Origin of the sequence: Streptomyces sp. NBC_00704 (assembly GCF_036226605.1) — a bacterium.
Classification (GTDB): Bacteria; Actinomycetota; Actinomycetes; order Streptomycetales; family Streptomycetaceae; genus Streptomyces.
This window is the reverse complement of sequence record NZ_CP109000.1, coordinates 4,295,482-4,312,940: the sequence shown is the minus strand read 5'-3', so window position 1 is coordinate 4,312,940 and position 17,459 is coordinate 4,295,482. Positions and strand designations below refer to the sequence as shown.

11 protein-coding genes and 1 pseudogene are annotated in these 17,459 nt (G+C 72.4%); 6 read left to right on the top strand and 6 right to left on the bottom strand.

Annotated elements, in window-relative coordinates:
- Window positions 1-331: 331 nt before the first annotated feature.
- Window positions 332-982 carry a hypothetical protein gene (locus tag OG802_RS18830; RefSeq protein WP_329411999.1) on the top strand — a complete coding sequence of 217 codons (651 nt, stop codon included), beginning with the start codon at window positions 332-334 and terminating at the stop codon, window positions 980-982.
- A 187-nt stretch (window positions 983-1,169) separates the two neighbouring features.
- On the opposite strand, the gene OG802_RS18825 is transcribed toward OG802_RS18830, so the two are convergent.
- The 4 genes and pseudogenes from OG802_RS18825 to OG802_RS18810 all read right to left on the bottom strand — a co-directional run bounded on the left by OG802_RS18825 (window position 1,170) and on the right by OG802_RS18810 (window position 3,594).
- Window positions 1,170-1,910: a DUF6928 family protein gene (locus OG802_RS18825; protein WP_329411997.1), complete on the bottom strand. Its 741-nt coding sequence runs from the start codon at window positions 1,908-1,910 to the stop codon at window positions 1,170-1,172.
- Between the two features lie 374 nt (window positions 1,911-2,284).
- On the bottom strand, window positions 2,285-2,728 hold the full coding sequence (locus OG802_RS18820; RefSeq protein WP_329411995.1) for a PIN domain-containing protein: 444 nt from the start codon (window positions 2,726-2,728) through the stop codon (window positions 2,285-2,287).
- Window positions 2,725-2,990: pseudogene (locus OG802_RS18815) on the bottom strand (CopG family transcriptional regulator). Before OG802_RS18815 ends, OG802_RS18820 begins: the two are co-directional and overlap by 4 nt.
- A gap of 184 nt (window positions 2,991-3,174) precedes the next feature.
- A complete protein-coding gene (locus OG802_RS18810; RefSeq protein ID WP_329411993.1) occupies window positions 3,175-3,594 on the bottom strand; it encodes a hypothetical protein in 420 nt (139 codons plus the stop codon).
- A gap of 557 nt (window positions 3,595-4,151) precedes the next feature.
- Between OG802_RS18810 and OG802_RS18805 the strand changes: the two genes are divergently transcribed.
- From OG802_RS18805 to OG802_RS18785, 5 genes are all read left to right on the top strand, one after another.
- A complete protein-coding gene (locus OG802_RS18805; RefSeq protein ID WP_329411991.1) occupies window positions 4,152-4,796 on the top strand; it encodes a hypothetical protein in 645 nt (214 codons plus the stop codon).
- Window positions 4,797-4,899: 103 nt separating this feature from the next.
- Window positions 4,900-6,084, top strand: a complete 1,185-nt coding sequence (locus tag OG802_RS18800; protein ID WP_443055277.1) for a sensor histidine kinase — start codon at window positions 4,900-4,902, stop codon at window positions 6,082-6,084.
- Window positions 6,081-6,794 (top strand): response regulator transcription factor, encoded by a 714-nt coding sequence (locus OG802_RS18795; protein WP_329411989.1) that lies wholly within the window; start codon window positions 6,081-6,083, stop codon window positions 6,792-6,794. Before OG802_RS18800 ends, OG802_RS18795 begins: the two co-directional genes overlap by 4 nt.
- A 108-nt stretch (window positions 6,795-6,902) precedes the next feature.
- Entirely contained in the window at window positions 6,903-8,165 is a 1,263-nt protein-coding gene (locus OG802_RS18790) for a serine hydrolase domain-containing protein (protein ID WP_329417194.1), read from the top strand.
- Window positions 8,166-8,353: 188 nt separating this feature from the next.
- Window positions 8,354-9,844: a SulP family inorganic anion transporter gene (locus OG802_RS18785; RefSeq protein ID WP_329417192.1), complete on the top strand. Its 1,491-nt coding sequence runs from the start codon at window positions 8,354-8,356 to the stop codon at window positions 9,842-9,844.
- 216 nt (window positions 9,845-10,060) lie between these two features.
- Here the strand turns inward: OG802_RS18785 and OG802_RS18780 are convergent, their stop codons facing one another.
- Window positions 10,061-15,265 (bottom strand): DNA repair ATPase, encoded by a 5,205-nt coding sequence (locus tag OG802_RS18780; RefSeq protein ID WP_329411987.1) that lies wholly within the window; start codon window positions 15,263-15,265, stop codon window positions 10,061-10,063.
- A 76-nt stretch (window positions 15,266-15,341) separates the two neighbouring features.
- A complete protein-coding gene (locus OG802_RS18775) occupies window positions 15,342-17,444 on the bottom strand; it encodes an SPFH domain-containing protein (protein WP_329411985.1) in 2,103 nt (700 codons plus the stop codon).
- Window positions 17,445-17,459 lie beyond the last annotated feature (15 nt).

The window sequence follows — 17,459 nt, the reverse complement described above, 5'->3', positions numbered from 1 at the left end:
GACCGATCACACACACCATGCCGGTAGGACTGCGAGGGCCCCAGGAGAGCCGCTCGATCGAACTCCTAAAGCGGTGGTCGTCAGCACGCCGGACGCACAGACCGGGACGGCAGCGCCCGTGCCAGACGCATGCCAGATCGTACGGAGAACCACGGGGAATGGCGGAGACCAGACTACCGGCCAGTCAGGCCCCATAGGCACCTCGCCGCAGGTCAACCCGGCAACCGCCCGCAAGTAACACAAGCTTCCCAAGCTGATGGGCTCACACACGGTGCGTAACGATCAGGCATCACCGCGGCAGCAACCTCAGTACCGATGTGATGCTCACGCCATGGTTAGCGAGGACACGTCAGCACACGAGAGCGGCCCGGATGCGGCCCCCCTAAAGGAAGCTGCAGACTTCACGAAGCGCCGCCGTGGGCCACTGACAAGAGGGCTGGCCATCACCGCGATGCTCTTTTTGGCTGTCGGTGTCGGCATCGGCTACGCCATCGCGCATGCCTCTGGCTCCACGAGCGCCGCGACGTCTGGAAGCACCCCGATCCTCGCCGGGGTCAGCGAGGACACAGTCTGCAAGCTCGTGAACGATGCCATGCAGAAGCAACTCAGCATCAGGGAAGCGTCGCCCATGTCTGAGGAGAACGGTGGAGCTTCCTGTTATCTGATGATGACGGAAGACGGCGCCGCTGAACCAGCTGGCTTTGTAGTCGCCTTCTACCCCACCACAGCGTCTTTGCAGCAGACGGTGGATGGGACAGATGTGATCCCGGAGAAGGCAGAACCGCTGCTGATAGAAGGGCGAGCAGCTGCTCGCCAAGTCCTCTACGGCGATGCGTGGAAGGCCCAACTCACCATCGCCGTAGGTGACGGAGCAACGCTCTACGTCGAGCGGTTCGGTCCAAAAGACTCATTGTCAGAACGAGAGCTCCGACGGTCCGTCGACGACCTTGCCGCGAGCATTCTCAAGGGTCAGAAGACCTGAGTCTGGCGGGCCGCCACGGGGCACCATACGCACGCGCTGGACACGCTTGAGTGTCTAATTGCGTGACAACGCCCACGCACAACGGCGGACAAGCGCGAACACCTACAGACTGCAAGTGCAGGTGAGAGCCACGCCAGCCCAAGGCACAGCCCCATCCCAAGTTGCTTCGGGACGAAGAGGTCGTGAGCTACACGCCGCCGTTCTCGACCAGCAAGCCGTCAGGCCCGAAGGTGTAGAAGCGCGGCGGTCCTATGGCTTCCCCAGCGCCTTGCGACGCGGCTTCCTTCTTCACGGGACCAAAGCCATGTGGATCCCGTACCCGGAAACCGTGGAGTCGGATGTGGTCTGCGTTGACGTCACCGTCCTCTGGGCGGCCCTCCTGGACGAAGCCGCATAGGGCTCGCAGCGCGTCTTCTCCCAGTTCCAAGGGGTGGAAGGGTAGCGGATAGGGCTCTTCGTCTTCGTCTTCGTCTGGCCAGGGGATGACGTCGGCTGAGCGGTCTCCGGCCCAGTAGGGCACTTCGAACGGGAACGGTTCGCCGATGTTCTCCATGACGCCGTCATCCGGGGACAGGCTGAGGGAGCGGACGAGTCGGCCGTCTTCCCACACGGCGAAGGCAAGCCAGTCGACGACGCTGTGCATGTTGTGCAGGACGAGCCGTCGGCCCGCACTTGCCGCCACGAGGTGTTCCGGGAGCTGTGTCGGAAGGTCGATCATCATCCCCCGATCACCGACGACCTCCACACCCGGCCAGGAGGCCGCATACACCGTTCCTTCCGGGGGGTACACGCCGTCCGACAGAACTGCGCCCTCGCACTCCTCGACCCCCCTGCCCGGGTATAGCCGCCGCATCATGGTGGCAGTCCGCTCACGGTCGGCCGCCCCCACTCGTCGCAACAACTCGGGTATGTCGCCGTCGGCGTACACCAGCAGTCCCGTTTTAGCTCCCAAAGCCCCTCCTAGAGCAATGCCCTTGATGGCAGACGCACCTTAGCCACCCGCACTGACAACGGAAACGCACCACAAGCGCACCAGATCCAGCGGGGAGCGGCGGGGAATCACGGTGAAGTAGCCAGGGCCAACAAGGCAGCAGTCAAGCTGTTTACCCAAGTCAGCGCCCGGACCAGGCACGAATGACCGCAGCTTCCCAAGCTGAGAGCGCGAGTTCGATTCTCGTCACCCGCTCCGAGGTGAACCCCCAGGTCCATGGCCTGGGGGTTGTTTTCATTGGGTGCCGTTGCTGGGCGGGCGGGGCGCAAGGCGCTTGTGGGGGCGGGCGCTTGGCCGTTGAGGGGCCTGCGTCAGAGCGGGAGGTCGTCGGGGAGTACCCGGAACGCCTTGTGACGGCCCAATGGGCGTACGGCCCGGCAGTCTCGTCGGTCGAGGGTGAGAATCGCGTCCGTGTCGTAGTCGACGGCAAGCGCCACGTTCACCGCGTGGGCGAGGTCGAGATCCAGCGCGCGGCAGCGGACACGGACGGACTGGGCGGCGCCCAGGTGGTCCTGCGTGATCTCCGGCAGGACGACACGACCCCGGCTCATCCAGCGCCGCAGGTCGTCGACCGCGCTCACGGCGGCCTCCCTGCCGAGTTCGCGCGTCGCCACGTGATCCAGTTCGGCCGGCGGAAGCGGGGACATGACCAGCAGGCCGGCCGCCGTGATCGCCTCGTTCACTGCCAGGTGTTCCGGATGAGCCGAATCCAGCGCTGCCACAAGGCCGGACGTATCGGCGATGACGATGATCACGCGGCGGATCCGGAGTCCGGGCCGGTCTCACGCCGGACGGCCTCGGCGACCGTGTCGCGGACTTCCGACTTGGGCGGCGTGCGCCCCGGCCCCTCGAAGGTGCGCGAGAACAGCGGCTCGTCCCGGACCCGGTTCGCCATAGCGGCAAGGTGGATGCCCTGGCGGTGATCTCGGCCTCGCTTATGCCTCGGCGCTTGGCGGCCTCCTTGATGATCGCCAGGTCCTCGGGGTCGGCGTAGACGTTCGTGCGCTTCATGGACATGTACCAAGGAGGCCGCCAGGGCTGCGGTAGGGACGGTGCCGTACACGTGGCGGACAGCGCCGGGAGCCACGGGGGACAGCGGTCACTCACCGAGCACGACGTCCACATGTCGCGACGCCGTTGTGCAGCGGGTCAGCGTGTCTGTCGAGCGCGTGAGCGCCAAGCTTCCCGAGCTGAGGGCGGGCTACCCGGCCGCAGGGCGTTGCACAGGACGAGGCCGGAGGCGGCGGCTCAGCCAGACGTATGCGGCCATGGCCAATGAGCCGCGCGCCATGAAGTCGGCCCACAGGGGAAGGATTTGGGCGGTTCCCCGCGCCCCTAGAAGCCCCCACACCAGGGCGGTCGTGAGCACGCCCGCCACCGCCAGGACGAGCCCGTAAGTGACGCCGGCCGTACGGTTCCGGCCCAGCCAACTGCCCAGCAGGCCCGAGGGAATCTGTACCGCCACGTGGAAGCTCACATAGCCGAACACGGCCACCGCGATGAGGACGAAAGGCGGCACGTCCGCCGAAGGGTCATCGGCCGGAGCCGCACCGTAGGCGTCCAGAAGCCAGATCGGTGGCACGAGGGAGGTCAGGAGAAGCAGCGCTCCGCTCAGATGCATGGCGGCGAGGTGTGCTCCCGCTCGACGGAGCACCGTCTTCGTACGCCTCGTCGTGGACATCGGCTCGCGATCTCCCGGTCTCATGGTCCCCCTCGATGTCTCCGCCATGCAGCGCCACATGATTCTGCCCCCGCTGAGGAGGCTCGGGGTCAGCCTCGTGTCGTCGGCAAGCCAGGGGACAGCACTGGCGATGAGGCGGCGTGCTCCGCGCAGACAGCCCATCGGCTCTCGCCGCCGGCGTCCACGACGCGGACGCTCCACACCGCGGGAGCGGGGCATGGTGCGGCCCAGGAGCATTCGCCCCGCGCCGATGCCGTGCCGACGCGGTGGTGGTCTTCGCTCCACCGGTCGAGCCATTGAAGTTCCATGTCCCGTAGTGAAGCCAATGTCCGGCGAGCATCGCAATGCCGAGGACCGAAGCCGGGGATGCCCAGACTTGGCGTGGCCGTCGGCCGGTGGGCGCTCGGTGCCGCTCGCCGCTGCCGCTCGCCGCAGGCCAGGGCCCCTTGCCCCGGCGGCCGGCAGGCCTCCGGCGGCACCTCGTTATGCTGCCGCCGATGAGTGCAGTGAGCATGACGAAGTCGCGGGGCGGGGACGTGGGCCGGGGGGCGTATGTCCTGTTCACCTTGGCCGTGGTGGGGGTGGGTTGGCTCGTTGCCGCGCTCAACACCTCGATCGCGTACCTCGCCCTGGGGAGGGACGTCGTCCCGATCGTCACGGGCTTCGTCGGGTGCCTCGTCTTCGTGGTCCTCATGCGTTTCCTGCACCACGCGTGGTGGCTCGCCGCGCTCTCCGTGCTGCCCGCGGTGTTCGTCCTCGTCGGGTCGGTCCAGTACGCGCCGGAGGCCGCGCTCGGCCACCGGGGCGTGCGGGTGGACGTGCGGATCACGGCCGACAGCGCCGCCGGCGGCGGCACGAACCACCGGTTCACGCTGACCCGGGCGTCGGGCGGCTCGTTGGGCGAGACCCTCGACTACGCCGGCAGCAACCCTGACTGGGCGGTCGGCGACCGGCTGACGGTCGTCCGCGATCCGGAGGGCGTCGTCCCCCTGGAGGCCGCTTCCGACGTCGACCCGGGTGGCCGGCTGGCCACGCTCGTCATGGGCGTCGCCGGCTGGACGGCCCTGGCGCTGCCGGCCGGCCGGCGTGGGTTCGTGCGGCGGCGCGCGGGCCGGCGCCCCGCGGTCCGTGCCACCCCTTGAACCGGGGGGTGTTGCGACGACCGCTGGAACCGAAGGCTGCCGGTGCCCGTTCGGCGTTACCGTGGGGCGGCTTGGTTGCGAGGTGGCAGGAACCGGCGTCGGTGTGAAGGGACTTGGGGTGGACGGGGTGTGGGGGTGGTGGGGTCGGTGGCGGGGGCTGGCGGCGGAGAAGCCGTTCGTGGTCGACGTCGGGATCGCCCTGCTGGTGCAGGCGGCGATGACGATGCCGTTCGTGGTGCCGCGCCCCGCGGATCTTCCGCCGGCGACGTGGCCCGCGTACGGGCTGACCACGCTCACCGTGGTCCCGCTGCTCTGGCGTCGGCGCGCTCCCGTGCTCGTGCTGCTCGCCGTGTTCGCGGCCAGCGCGCTGTACAAGCTGGCCCTCGACGGGCCCGGTCAGCCGCTGCCGTACACCGGGCTGGTCATCGTCTACACGATCGCCGTGCTGTCGCCGCCGGCCCGGCGGCTGGCCAGTGTGCTCCTGCTGCTGGTGGCCATCCCGGCGTCGGTGGGGCTCAACACCCGCTCCGCGCGTGAACTGACCTTCGCCTTCTTCGTGTTCGCGGCGGCCTACGTCTTCGGGCGGTTGACGGACGCGCGCCGCCGGGCGCAGCGGGTGGAGGCCGAGCAGGCCGCCGCACGTGAACGGGCCCGGATCGCACGGGAGATGCACGACATCCTCTCCCACGCGGTGAGCCTGATGATCGTGCAGGCGGAGGCCGGTCCGGTGGCGGTGCGTACGGCTCCGGAGCGGGCGGAGGCCGCCTTCGACGCGATCTCCGAGACGGGCCGGGACGCGATGGTCCAGTTGCGCCGGATGCTGGGGGTGCTGCGCGAGGGCGGCGACGGCGCACCCGAGGGCTCCCCGCGTTCACCGCAGCCGGGCCTCGCGGGGCTGCCCGACCTTCTCGACCGGGTACGGGCCAGCGGTCTCGACGTCGGGTACGCGACGACGGGGGCGGCACGGCCGCTGCCGGACGCGGTCGGGGCCGCCGTCTTCCGGATCGTCCAGGAGGCGCTGACGAACACGGTCAGGCACGCGGCCGCGCGCACCGTGTCCGTCCGGCTCGCCTACGGGGCGCAGGAGCTGTGCGTCGAGGTGGTGGACGACGGGCGCGGTCCCCGCTCGGGGCCCGGCGGCGGGGGCGGCGGCCATGGGCTGGTCGGGATCCGCGAGCGCGCCGCGGCGCACGGCGGTACGGCGGCCGCCGGACGGGGCCCGGACGGCCGCGGCTTCCGGGTGCGGGCCCGTATCCCGGTACCGTCCGTGGCGGGGGTGACGCGTTGACGATCCGTGTGGTGGTGGCCGACGACCAGGAACTGGTGCGCAGCGGCTTCGCGATGATCCTGGACGTCCAGCCGGACATCGAGGTCGTCGCCGAGGCGGGAGACGGGGCGGAGGCGGTCGAGGCGGTGCGGCGGCACGGGGCCGACGTGGCGCTGCTCGACGTCCGGATGCCCCGCCTCGACGGGATCGAGGCCTGCCGGGCGATCACTGCGGCGGGCGTCTGCCGGACGGTGATGCTGACGACCTTCGACTCCGACGAGTACGTGTACGAGGCGCTGCACGCGGGCGCGAGCGGTTTCCTGCTGAAGGACGTGCGCCGGGACGATCTCGTCCACGCGGTACGGGTGGTGGCGCGGGGCGACTCGCTGCTCGCGCCGTCCGTCGCCCGGCGCCTGGTCGAGCAGTACACCCGGCCCGCCGCCCGGCCGCCGCGGCCCGAGCCGCGCCTGGACGAGCTGACGGGGCGGGAGCGCCAGACGCTGCTGCTGCTCGCGCGGGGCATGTCGAACGCGGAGATCGCCGCGGAGCTGGTCGTCAGCGACCACACGGTCAAGACGCACGTCGGCAACGTGCTCGCCAAGCTGGGGCTGCGGGACCGGATCCAGGCGGTGATCTGCGCGTACGAGACGGGCCTGGTCGCGGCCGGGGGGTCGCCGCCGGGGGACCGTCCGGGGGATCGTCCGGGGCCGCTTCCTCCCCCGCGCCGGTGAGGAAGTGAGCGGGCAGAACCGCCTGTGCGGGTGATCCGCCAGGAGCCGCCGGTCAGCAGGATGAAGCCATCGGGAACGACGGCCCACCCTGTGGAGTTGATCATGAGAATCACGAACACGACCCGCGCGCTGATGTCCACCGCGCTCGTCCTCGGCGTCGCGGCGGGTGTCGCGGCGGGGCCGGCGGTCCTGCCGGCCGCCGCGTCCGGCGGATACGTCGCGCACGCTGCCTCCGGCGGGTCGGCGGCGGGCTCCCCCGCGTGTCCCGCGCCGTCCGCGCCGTCCCGGCCCTCCGCGCCGTCCGTGTCCTGGCGGGGTGCGCACGCCGAGCCGGCGCTGGAGGCGGCCCTCGCGTGTCTGCCGTCGGCCGACGCGACGGCCGCGCTGGTGCGGGTCGGGGGCCGCGAGGGCGTGTGGCGGGGCAGTTCGGGCGTGCACGACCTGGAGAGCGGCCGCCCGGCCGATCCGGCCGCCCGCTTCCGCGCCGGTTCCGTGACCAAGGTCTTCACGGCGGCGGTCGTCCTGCAACTGGCCCGCGAGGGCAGGGTGGACCTCGACCGCACCGCCCGCTCCTACCTGCCCGAGTTGATCCCCGCTTCGTACGGGGGCGTCACCGTCCGGCAGCTGCTGAACCACACCCACGGCATCCCCGCGCCCGACTTCCCCGGCACGACCGTCGAGGAGCGGTACGCGAACCGCTTCCAGCGCCACGAGCCGGAGGACATGGTCCGCTCGGCGGTGTCGAAGGAGCGCGAGTTCGCGCCGGGCGAGCGGCAGCACTACCTCAACATCGGCTACGTCGTCGCCGGACTGATCGTCGAGCGCGTCACCGGCGACTCGTACGAGCACCAGGTCGTCCGCCGGATTCTGAAGCCGCTCGGACTGCGCGACACGTACTTCCCCGGGACGGACCCGCACATCGTCGGCCCCCACAACCACGGCTACCAGACGATGACGCTGGACGACGGGACGACCGGTCTGCGGGACGTGTCCGTGTGGGGCACGACGGACGGCTGGGCGGCCGGCGACATCGTCTCGACCACGGCCGACCTGGAGCGGTTCACCCGGTCCCTGTTCGCCGGGCGGGTCGTGCGCGGTCCCCTGCTGGAGGAGATGTTCACGCTGCCGAAGGTGACGGACCTCAAGAGCGGCGCCCCGGCCGCGTACTCCGTGGGCCTGTCGATGAAGAAGCTGGGCGGCCGCGAGGTGTGGGGCAAGACCGGCGGCCGCTGGGGTTACAACGCGGCCGTCGCCTCCACCCGCGACGGCTCCCGCACCCTCGTGTACAGCGTCAACTCGACGAATGCCAAGGGGCAGGACATGAACGAGGTGGCGCAGGACATCATGGTGGCGGCGTACGGCAGGCCGTAGGTTCCCCGGCCGCCGACGGCGGGAGGCATACAATCGGGTCGGAAGTGGTCGTGCGGTGTGAGCGCCGTCGCTTCCCGGGCTGAGAGCGCGAGGAGCGCCGCCCGGCCTTCCATGCCTTCCCGCGTGCCCGCCGTGCTGCCGGGTGTGCCCGAGCACGACAGGTTCCCCTCGTCTTGTCCTTCTCCACACTGTCCCCGGCCGCGTTGCTGCGCCAGGCCCGGCGTCCGTCCTGGTCGTCCGATCCGAGGGTGCTGCGCACCGAGGTGCTGGGCGGTCTCGTGGTCGCCCTCGCGCTGATCCCGGAGGCGATCTCCTTCTCGGTCATCGCCGGCGTCGACCCGGCGGTCGGGCTGTTCGCCTCCTTCACCATGGCCGTGACCATCGCCGTGGTCGGCGGCCGGCCGGCGATGATCTCCGCGGCCACCGGGGCCGTCGCGCTGGTCATCGCGCCGCTGAACCGCGAGCACGGCTTCGGGTACCTGGTCGCCGCCGTCATCCTGGCCGGTGTCATCCAGATCGTCCTGGGCGCGCTCGGGGTGGCGAAGCTGATGCGGTTCGTGCCGCGCAGCGTGATGGTCGGCTTCGTCAACTCCCTGGCCGTGCTGATCTTCATGGCGCAGGTCCCGGAGATGACCGACGTGCCGTGGCCGGTCTATCCGCTGATCGCCGCCGGGCTGGCGTTGACGGTGTTCTTCCCCAAGGTCACCACTGTGGTCCCGGCGCCGCTGGTGTCGATCGTCGTCCTGACCGTCATCACGGTGGCGGCCGGCATCGCGGTGCCGACCGTGGGCGACAAGGGCGCGCTGCCGTCCGCGCTGCCGGTGCCGGGGCTGCCGGACGTGCCCTTCACGTTCGACACCCTCACCACGGTCGCCCCGTACGCGCTCGCCATGGCGCTGGTCGGCCTGATGGAATCGCTGATGACCGCCAAGCTGGTCGACGAGATCACCGACACCCGCTCCTCGAAGACCCGCGAGTCCATCGGCCAGGGCGTCGCCAACATCGTCACCGGGTTCTTCGGCGGCATGGGCGGCTGCGCCATGATCGGCCAGACGATGATCAACGTGCGGGTCTCCGGCGCCCGCACCCGGCTGTCGACGTTCCTGGCCGGGGCGTTCCTGATGGTGCTGTGCGTCGTCTTCGGCCCGGTCGTCTCCAACATGCCCATGGCCGCCCTCGTCGCCGTCATGATCATGGTGTCGTACGCGACGTTCGACTGGCACTCCATCGCGCCGAGCACGCTGAAGCGGATGCCGGCCGGGGAGATCGCCGTCATGGTCATCACCGTGGCCTGCGTGGTCACCACCCACAACCTCGCCATCGGCGTGGTCGTCGGCTCGGTCACCGCCATGGTCGTCTTCGCCCGGCGGGTCGCCGGTCTCGCCGAGGTCACCGCCGTCACCGACCCCGACGGCGCCACCGTCGTCTACCGGGTCAGCGGCGCGCTCTTCTTCGCGTCCACCAACGATCTCGTCGGCCGCTTCGACTACGCCGGCGACCCCGGCAGGGTCGTCATCGACCTCTCCGCCGCGCACATCTGGGACGCCTCGTCGGTCGCCGCCCTGGACGCCGTCGAGTCGAGATACGCCCAGCGCGGGAAGCGGGTCGAGATCGTCGGGCTGAACGAGCCCAGCGCCCGCATCCACGAAACGCTCAGCGGCGAACTCACCGGGCATTGACGGGCGGGTACTGAGGGGGCGGGTACTGAGGGGGCGGGTACTGAGCGGGCGGGTACTGAGGGGCGGGCATCCGACCGGCGGTCGGTACCGGCGGGCATCCGACCGGTGGGCACTCGACCGGCGGCCGGTGGCGGAGGCGGAGGCCGTCCGTGCGCCCCTCGCGCTCACGTGTCGTGCTCGCCTCTCGCGCCCACGTCTCGCGCTCACGTCCGGCGTTCACGCGCCTTCGGCGGCCCGCACCCGTTCCACGGCGGGTCTGCCCGCGGTGGCCGGTGGTCCGGGGCGGCGGGCCGTGGCCCGGTCGATGGCCGACTCGACGGCGGCGACGCGGTCCGCGAGCAGTCCGAGGGCGGCGACGGCGCGGGTGAGGGGGTCGTCGTCGGGGCCGCCGAGCGTGCGGGCCCGCCGGTGGGCGGCCTTCAGTTCGTCCCAGCGGGCGGCTTCCCGCGGGGTGAGGGTGGAGCGCAGCTCGGCCAGCTTCAGGAGGTCGGCCTCGGCGCCCGTGGTGAGGGTCTGGGCCTCGGCCGTGTAGTGGTCGTCGACGACGGCGGCGAGTTCGGCGTCGTTCATGACGGGCCGGATCCGCTGGGCGATCTTGTTCATGTTGCGGTAGGAGCCCTGGAGCCGGAAGGGCGGCTCGGTGCGGGCGGCGTCGGACTGCGCGGCGGAGGCGATGTAGGCGGCGTTCACCGCCAGGACCGTCGCGCGGGCCGTGAGCAGATGGCGCAGGACGGCCAGGACGCGCTCCAGCTCGGCCGGCGCGTACGGGTGGGCGAGCCGGTCCGGGCGCGCGGTGGGGTCGCCGGCGGCGAGCCGTGCGAGGAGTTCCAGGTCGGCGGGGTCGCGGCCGGCGAGCGGCGCGAGCACCGGGTTCGCGGTGAGCGCGTTCTGAAGGAAGCTGTCCGCGAACACGTCCTCCTTGCCGGTGAGGACGTCGCCGAGGTTCCACACGTCGGCGCGGTTGGCGAGCATGTCGGGCACGCGGAAGCGGCCGCCGGACTCGGTGTAGGGGTTGCCTGCCATGCAGACCGCGAAGCGTTTGCCGCGCAGGTCGTAGGTGCGGGGCTCGCCGTCGCGCACGCCCTCCATGCGGCGGGTGGTGTCGCACAGCGGGATGAACTTCTGCAGCAGCTCGGGGGAGGTGTGCTGGATGTCGTCCAGGTGGAGAAGGGTGTTGTTGCCCGCCTCCAGCGCGAAGTTGATCCTCTCGACCTCCTGGCGGGCCGTGGCGTCCGGGGCCTCGGCCGGGTCCAGCGAGGTCACCCGGTGGCCCAGCGCCGGGCCGCTGATCCTGACCAGCATCAGGCCGAGGCGGTCGGCGACGTACTCCATGAGCGTCGTCTTGCCGTAGCCGGGCGGGGAGACGAGCAGGAGCAGTCCGCCGGTGTCGGTGCGTCTGGCGTCGCCCGTGGCGCCGAGCTGCTTGGCCAGGTTGTCGCCGACGAGCGGGAGGTACACCTCGTCGATGAGCCGGTTGCGGACGAAGGCGGACATCACGCGCGGGCGGAGGTCGTCCAGGCGCAGCCGGGCGCGTTCGGCGTTCACCAGGGCGGTGCGCCGCCGCTGGTAGGCGCGGAAGGCGGGGGCGTCCCGCGTCGCGAAGTCGTCGGTGCGGGCGAGGAACTCGTCGAGGCGCAGCGGCAGACGGCCGTCGGTGACGCGCGGATGCCTGCCGAGCAGACCGTCCGCCGTGACGGCAGGCACGGCGTCGCGCGGGTAGCGGGTGAGGTCGGGACACAGTTCGGCGGCCACCGCCTCGGCGAGGTCGCCGGGGCCGAGGTCGGCGCCGGTGGCGGCGGCGTAGGAGGACAGCCAGGCCTCGACCAGCTGACGCCGGTCGGCGAGACCGGCGCCGCGGAGGGCGGCCAGGTCGTCGTCGTACGCGGACATGCCCGTCGCGCCAGTCGCGCCCGTCGCGCCCGTTGCGGCCGTTGCGGCCGTCCCTTCCGTCGCGCCCGTCGCGCCCGGCGTGCCCGGCGTGCCCGTCCCGCCCGTCGCGCCCGTCGCGCCCGGCGTGCCCGTTGCGGCCGTCGCCGCCGTCGCCGCCGCCGTCGCGCCCGTCGCGGCCGTCGTGCGGCGGAACGTGTCGAGGAAGGTGCGGGTGGCGGTGCTGAGGACGAAGCCTTCGGGGCCGCCGGTCAGTTCCTCGAACAGGTAGGAGGCGGCCGCGCGGGCGCGCTGTTCCGTCCCCGGCGACCAGGCGCCGATCGCCGCCGTCCATTCGCCGAGGAGGTCGGCGATCGCCTCCGCGGGGCCGAACGCGTCCCGCGCCCGGGCGAGGGACACCGCCCGCAGGGTCCAGTTGGCGCGCGCCTCGGCGGTGGCGCCGTGCGCCCAGAACAGCTGGGCGTCGGCGCGGGCGGCCGGTTCGTGGCGCAGCGGACCCGCCTGCTCGTACAGGGGCAGCAGCGCGGTGAGGATGACGGTCGCGTCGTGGTCGTGGACGCCGCGTTCGTAGCCCTCGTCGTGCGCCTCCTGTGCCGCCTTGCGGACGACGGCGGCCAGGCCGGCGTCCGTGGCGCAGGCCCGCAGGGCCGCGGGGCCCGGCTCGCGCAGCAGCCGGGCGGCGAGGTGCTCGGCACGGTAGACGTGCGGCGACTCCGACGGCAGGGACCGGTCCCAGAAGGGGCGCGTGTCCGCGAAGTCGGGATCGGTGACCGGGGAGCGGTGGTCGGTGCCGGTGAGGGCGAAGGCGAGGCCGTCGCCGTGCGGGACCAGGGCGAGGTCGAGGGGCTGGGTGTTGACGGCGAAGCGGTGGCCGCCCAGGCGGAGGGTGCGGCCGCCGTCGGCGTACAGGTCGGTGCGGTCGCGCAGGGCGCGGGACGCCTCCTGGCGGGCGGACTTCAGACGGCCGTCCAGCTCCTCCGCCCTCACCGCGTCGCCGAGTTCGCGCAGGGCGGCGGCGGTGCGGCGGACCTTCGCGACCATGGGGTCGGCGGTGAAGTAGGCGGTGACCTCGGCGGCGTCGGCGAGCGTGACGCAGCGGCGGGCGACGGTCTCCAGGACGCGGTGGGCGGAGGCCGCGAGCCGCTCGGCGCGGCGGGCGCGGGCGTCGGCGAGGCTCTGCGACCGCGCGGCGAACGTGTCGTGGATCTCGGCGCGCCGGTCGGCGAGTTCGCCCAGGAAGTCGTCGGACTCGGCGAAGCGGCCCTCCAGGCCGTCCAGCCGCAGCAGGAGGCGGGCGAGCTGTTCGTCGCACGCCTCGGGGGTGTCGGCCGCCGCGAGCGCGGCGGTGACCGCCTGGCCCAGCAGGGCGGTCTCGGCGGCGAACCCGGCCCGCCCCTCGCGGTCCAGGAGCGTGCGGCGGCGGGCGTCGAGGGTGGCGCGGGCCCGGTTGACGCCGCCGAGGACCTCGGCGACGCGTTCGAGGACCGACGTGCGCACGGTGGCGTCGCCGATGTCGAGTCCGGCGACCACCTCGGTCACCGTGTGCAGCCCGGCGGCGAGGTCGTCGAGCCGGGCCCCGACGGGAGCCGCTTCGGCGACGGCGCCGATCGATCCGGCGTCGGCGAGGAGCCGCTCGACGTCCGCGTGCTGGTCGTGGAAGGCGTCCTCGCGGGCCAGGAACGCGACGGCCCGCTGCCCGAAGGAGGCCAGGTCCCGTTCCGCGTCCGCGGCCAGCGCCCCGATGCGGGCGGCGTCGGCGTACCGCAGGTCCCCGACGTTCAGCAGACGTCCTCGCGCGTGGCGCAGTTCGGTCAGCCCGCTCGCCCAGGCGGCGGCGCCGCGCGGGGCCTCCCCGCGCAGCCGCCGCACGACGGCGGCGAGGCGTTCCGCCGCCTCGTCGAGCGCTTCGGCCGCCTGCCGGCTCAGGTCCCGGACCGTCCGGAACTCCGCCAGCACCTGCTCGGCGGTGGCCCGCAGCGCGTCCAGCGGCGTCCGCAGGTCGCCCGTCCCGGCGTCGCCGAGCCAGTGGTGGGTGTCCACGGCGCGCACGCATCCGGCGGCCAGGGCCGCGTACGCCTCGGTCGTCGGCGCCGTCGTCCCGGCGGCGGCGCGGGCGAGGGAGAGGCAGTCGGAGATGCCGCGCACGAGGTCCGCGTTGCCGATGCGGGCGAGCGGTCCGGTACCGGCGGGCGCGCCGGCGGCGTGCGTGGCGGAGGCGCTGCGCAAGACGGCGGTGCCGGAGACGCGGGTGTCGGCGGCCTGGGTGCCGGAGACCTGAGTGGCGGCGGCGTGGGTGTCGGTGACGTACGGCGAGGTCCACAGCCGCACCGGGTGCACCCGCGCCGGCTCGTCGCCGCCGGCGCGCAGCACGGTGAGCGTGCCGTCGTCGAACAGGGCCCAGCCGTGGCAGGACAGCGGTGTGGCGATCTCCTTGCGCAGGGCGTTGTACGACAGCAGCAGGCTGCGGCCCTCGCCCGGCGCGTGGAAGGTGAACAGGACGTCCTCGCCGTTGGGCGAGCGTACCTCCCGCTCGAACTCCATGGCCCGCGTGTCGAGTTCGTACGTCTTGTGCGTGCCGTCGGCCAGGCAGTAGCCGCCCGGGAACACGATGCCCTGGTCGTCGGGCAGCGGTCGGCAGGCCCGGCCGATGCCGTCGAGCCGCACCACGGTCCTGGTGAGCGTGTTGAACACCAGGTACCGGTCGGCGTCCTCCTTGTAGGGGCGCACCCGCAGCAGGAGCAGCGCGCCCACGCGCGCGGACGCGATGTCGGCGTCGGCGAGCGACTGGAGGGGTTCGTCGACGGGCTCGCTGTGGACGGCCTCCGCCGTCCCGGTGTCGTCCCGCGTCTTCACGGTGAGCGAGCCGTCGAGCGTCGAGACGAACACCTCGCCCCGGACGCTGACGTGCGGATGGCGGCCGAGGACGTGGTCCTCGCGGGTCGCCTCGGTCCACGCGAAGTCGTGGGGCGGAGGCAGGACGTGGTCGCGTTCGCCGCGCGCGTCCAGGAAGGCGGCCCGGCCGTCCGCGGACAGCGCCCAGCGCAGCACCCGGATGTCGTCGGTCTTCTCCCCGGTGCGGAAGACGGCCAGCAGCCGGCCGTCGACGAGGCGCAGCCGAAGGAGCCGGGCCTGCCGGTAGTAGCGGTGCAGGGCCGCGAACTCCCGCTCGAAGGCGGGGTCGTCGAGCAGGCCGGGGACGGCGGTCGCGGGCAGCGGGTTCAGGTCGCGGTCGTGCAGGGCGAGGACGTCGCCCACCTCCGTCGGCCCGTCGGCGGCGGACGGCGGGTGGTGTCCGAAGAGCAGCACGTCCCCGACGGCGACGAGGTCGCGGGGCACGCACGGACGTTCGGTGTGCAGCCTGCCGCTGCCGGTCAGCTCCAGGCGGGCCGAGCCGAACTCCGCGGTACGGCGGGCGTTGAGGCGGTCGGCTCGGCGGGCGAGTTCTGCGGCCTGCGCGGCGAGCCGGTCGCGCAGCACCTCGTAGGCGCCGGCGTCGACCGTGTCGTGCGGAGCCGTCTGCGGGCCGGTTCCCATGGATCGTGCGTCCCTTCGAAGAGGCGCGGGGCCGGAGCTGCCCTCCCCTGTGCGGCAGCTCCGGCACCGCTGGTCGTCAGTCCCGTGCGGCGCCGTTCAGGGCGGCGGGCGGGGCGGACGGGGCGAGTGGGGCGGACGGGGCGAGTGGGGTGTCGGCGAGGCCCAGCTCGCCGGCCTTGTCGATGAGCTGCTGCACCAGTGCGGCGTTCGCGCCGTCCGACGCCAGCAGCTTCGTCAGCAGCGCGGACACCGTGAGGTCGCGCACGCCCGCCGTGGAGACGGAGCCGAGGATCCGGCTCAGGTCGTCGGTGAGACTGGCGGTGCCGTCCAGCCAGGGCCCGGCGAGCGCCCGGGCCGTCTCCGAGTGCTGGACGAAGCCGTCGACGCCCTTGCCGAGCGCGATCGACGACATGAGCCGGTCGAAGAAGACGGACTCCCCGCCGACGATGTCGATGTCGGCGTTCTCCAGACCGGTGGCGAGCACGGTGGCCTGCGCCTCCGCGACCTGCCGCTGCGTCTCCAGCCCGGCCAGCCGGATCTCCTTCTCCGCCTGGAGCCGCAGCCGGTACTCCTCGTGCCCGCGGGACGCCTCGTCCAGGGCGGCCATCGCCGCCGCCTTCTCCGTCAGCCCCTCCGCCTCGGCCTTCAGCTTCTCCCCGATGGCCGTCGCCTCGGCCAGCGCCTTGGCCTGCGCGCCCTCGGCCTCGGCCCGCAGCAGCGCCTCGGTCCCCTGCGCCTCGGCGCGCATCCGTGCCTGGGTCGCCTCCGCCTCGGCACGGCCGGACTTCTCGACGACCTCGGCCTCCGCGTCACGCACCTGGACGGCGGCCAGGCCCTCCGCGGCGGCCTCGGCCTGCACGCCCGCCGCCAGCCGCAGCCTGGCCTGCGCGTCGAGGTCGGCCGACTTCAACCGGGCCTCGGCCAGGGTGATTTCCTCGGCCGCGCGGTGAACGGCGGCCTGCTCGGCGGCCTCCGCCGCCTTGATGTCCTTCACGAGCCGCTCCTGCGCCTCCGCCTCGGCGGCGATGATCACGGCCTGACGCCGGCGCTCCGCCTCCTCCACGGCCCGCAGCCTCTTGATGGACTCCTCCTGCTCGGCGACCGTGCGGTCCACCGCGACCCGCTCGCGGACCACCTCGGCGATGTCCCGCTTCTCCGCCTCGACCTCCTTCTCGGCGGCGATCCGCGTCAGCTGCGTCTCCCGCTCCCGCGCGATGACCTCCAGGAGACGGTCCTTCTCGATGCGCTCGCTCTCGACGGCGATGACCCGCTCGCGGTTCTTCGCGGCCACGGCGACCTCGCGGGCCTGGTTCTCGCGCTGCACGCCGAGCTGCTCCTCGGTCCGCAGGAACGCCCCCTGCGCGCGCAGCCGCTCCTCTTCGGCGACCCGCGCGGTCTCGGCCTCCTCACGGGCCCGCACGGTGTCGATCTCCCGCTTCTGCTTGATCTCCGCGTCGGCCTGGCGCCGCTCCAGCTCCAGGATGGCCTCCCGCGCGTCGACGTTCTGCCGGGTGATCTCCTTCTCCTCGGTGCGCTGGGCCTCGTTGGTGCGCACGTGCTCGACGGCCGTCAGCTCGGTGATCTTGCGGATGCCCTGGGCGTCGAGGACGTTGGCGGGGTCCAGCTGGGTCAGCGGCGTCTGCTCCAGGTAGTCGATCGCCGCGTCCTCCAGGTGGTACCCGTTGAGGTCGACGCCGATCAACTCGATGATCTGGTACCGGAGTTCCTCGCGCTTGGTGTACAGGTCGGTGAAGTCCATCTGCTTGCCGACGGTCTTCAGCGCCTCGGAGAACTTCGCGTGGAAGAGTTCCTGGAGCGTGTTGCGGTCGCTCGCCCGTGCCGTGCCGACGGCCTGGGCGACCTTGATGACGTCCTCGACCGTCTTGTTGACCCGGACGAAGAACGAGATCCTGATGTCCGCGCGGATGTTGTCCCGGCAGATCAGCCCCTCCCGCCCGGCCCGCGTGATCTCGATCGCCTTCACCGAGATGTCCATCACCTCGGCCTTGTGCAGCACGGGCAGCACGACCTGCCCGGTGAAGGTCACGTCCACCCTCCGGGTCTTGGAGACGATCAGGGCCTTGCCCTGCTCCACCTTGCGGAACAGCCGGGACAGGGCGACGACGAGGAGCAGGACGGCGGCTACCAGCACGCCGCAGCCCACGATGATGGCATTCATGGCATACGTCCTTGA

Excerpts from the sequence above, each read along its gene's own strand:
- OG802_RS18775 (WP_329411985.1), bottom strand. The coding sequence starts at position 17,444 with ATGAATGCCATCATCGTGGGCTGCGGCGTGCTGGTAGCCGCCGTCCTG.
- OG802_RS18830 (WP_329411999.1), top strand. The coding sequence starts at position 332 with ATGGTTAGCGAGGACACGTCAGCACACGAGAGCGGCCCGGATGCGGCC.
- OG802_RS18805 (WP_329411991.1), top strand. The coding sequence starts at position 4,152 with ATGAGTGCAGTGAGCATGACGAAGTCGCGGGGCGGGGACGTGGGCCGG.
- OG802_RS18810 (WP_329411993.1), bottom strand. The coding sequence starts at position 3,594 with ATGCATCTGAGCGGAGCGCTGCTTCTCCTGACCTCCCTCGTGCCACCG.
- OG802_RS18780 (WP_329411987.1), bottom strand. The coding sequence starts at position 15,265 with ATGGGAACCGGCCCGCAGACGGCTCCGCACGACACGGTCGACGCCGGC.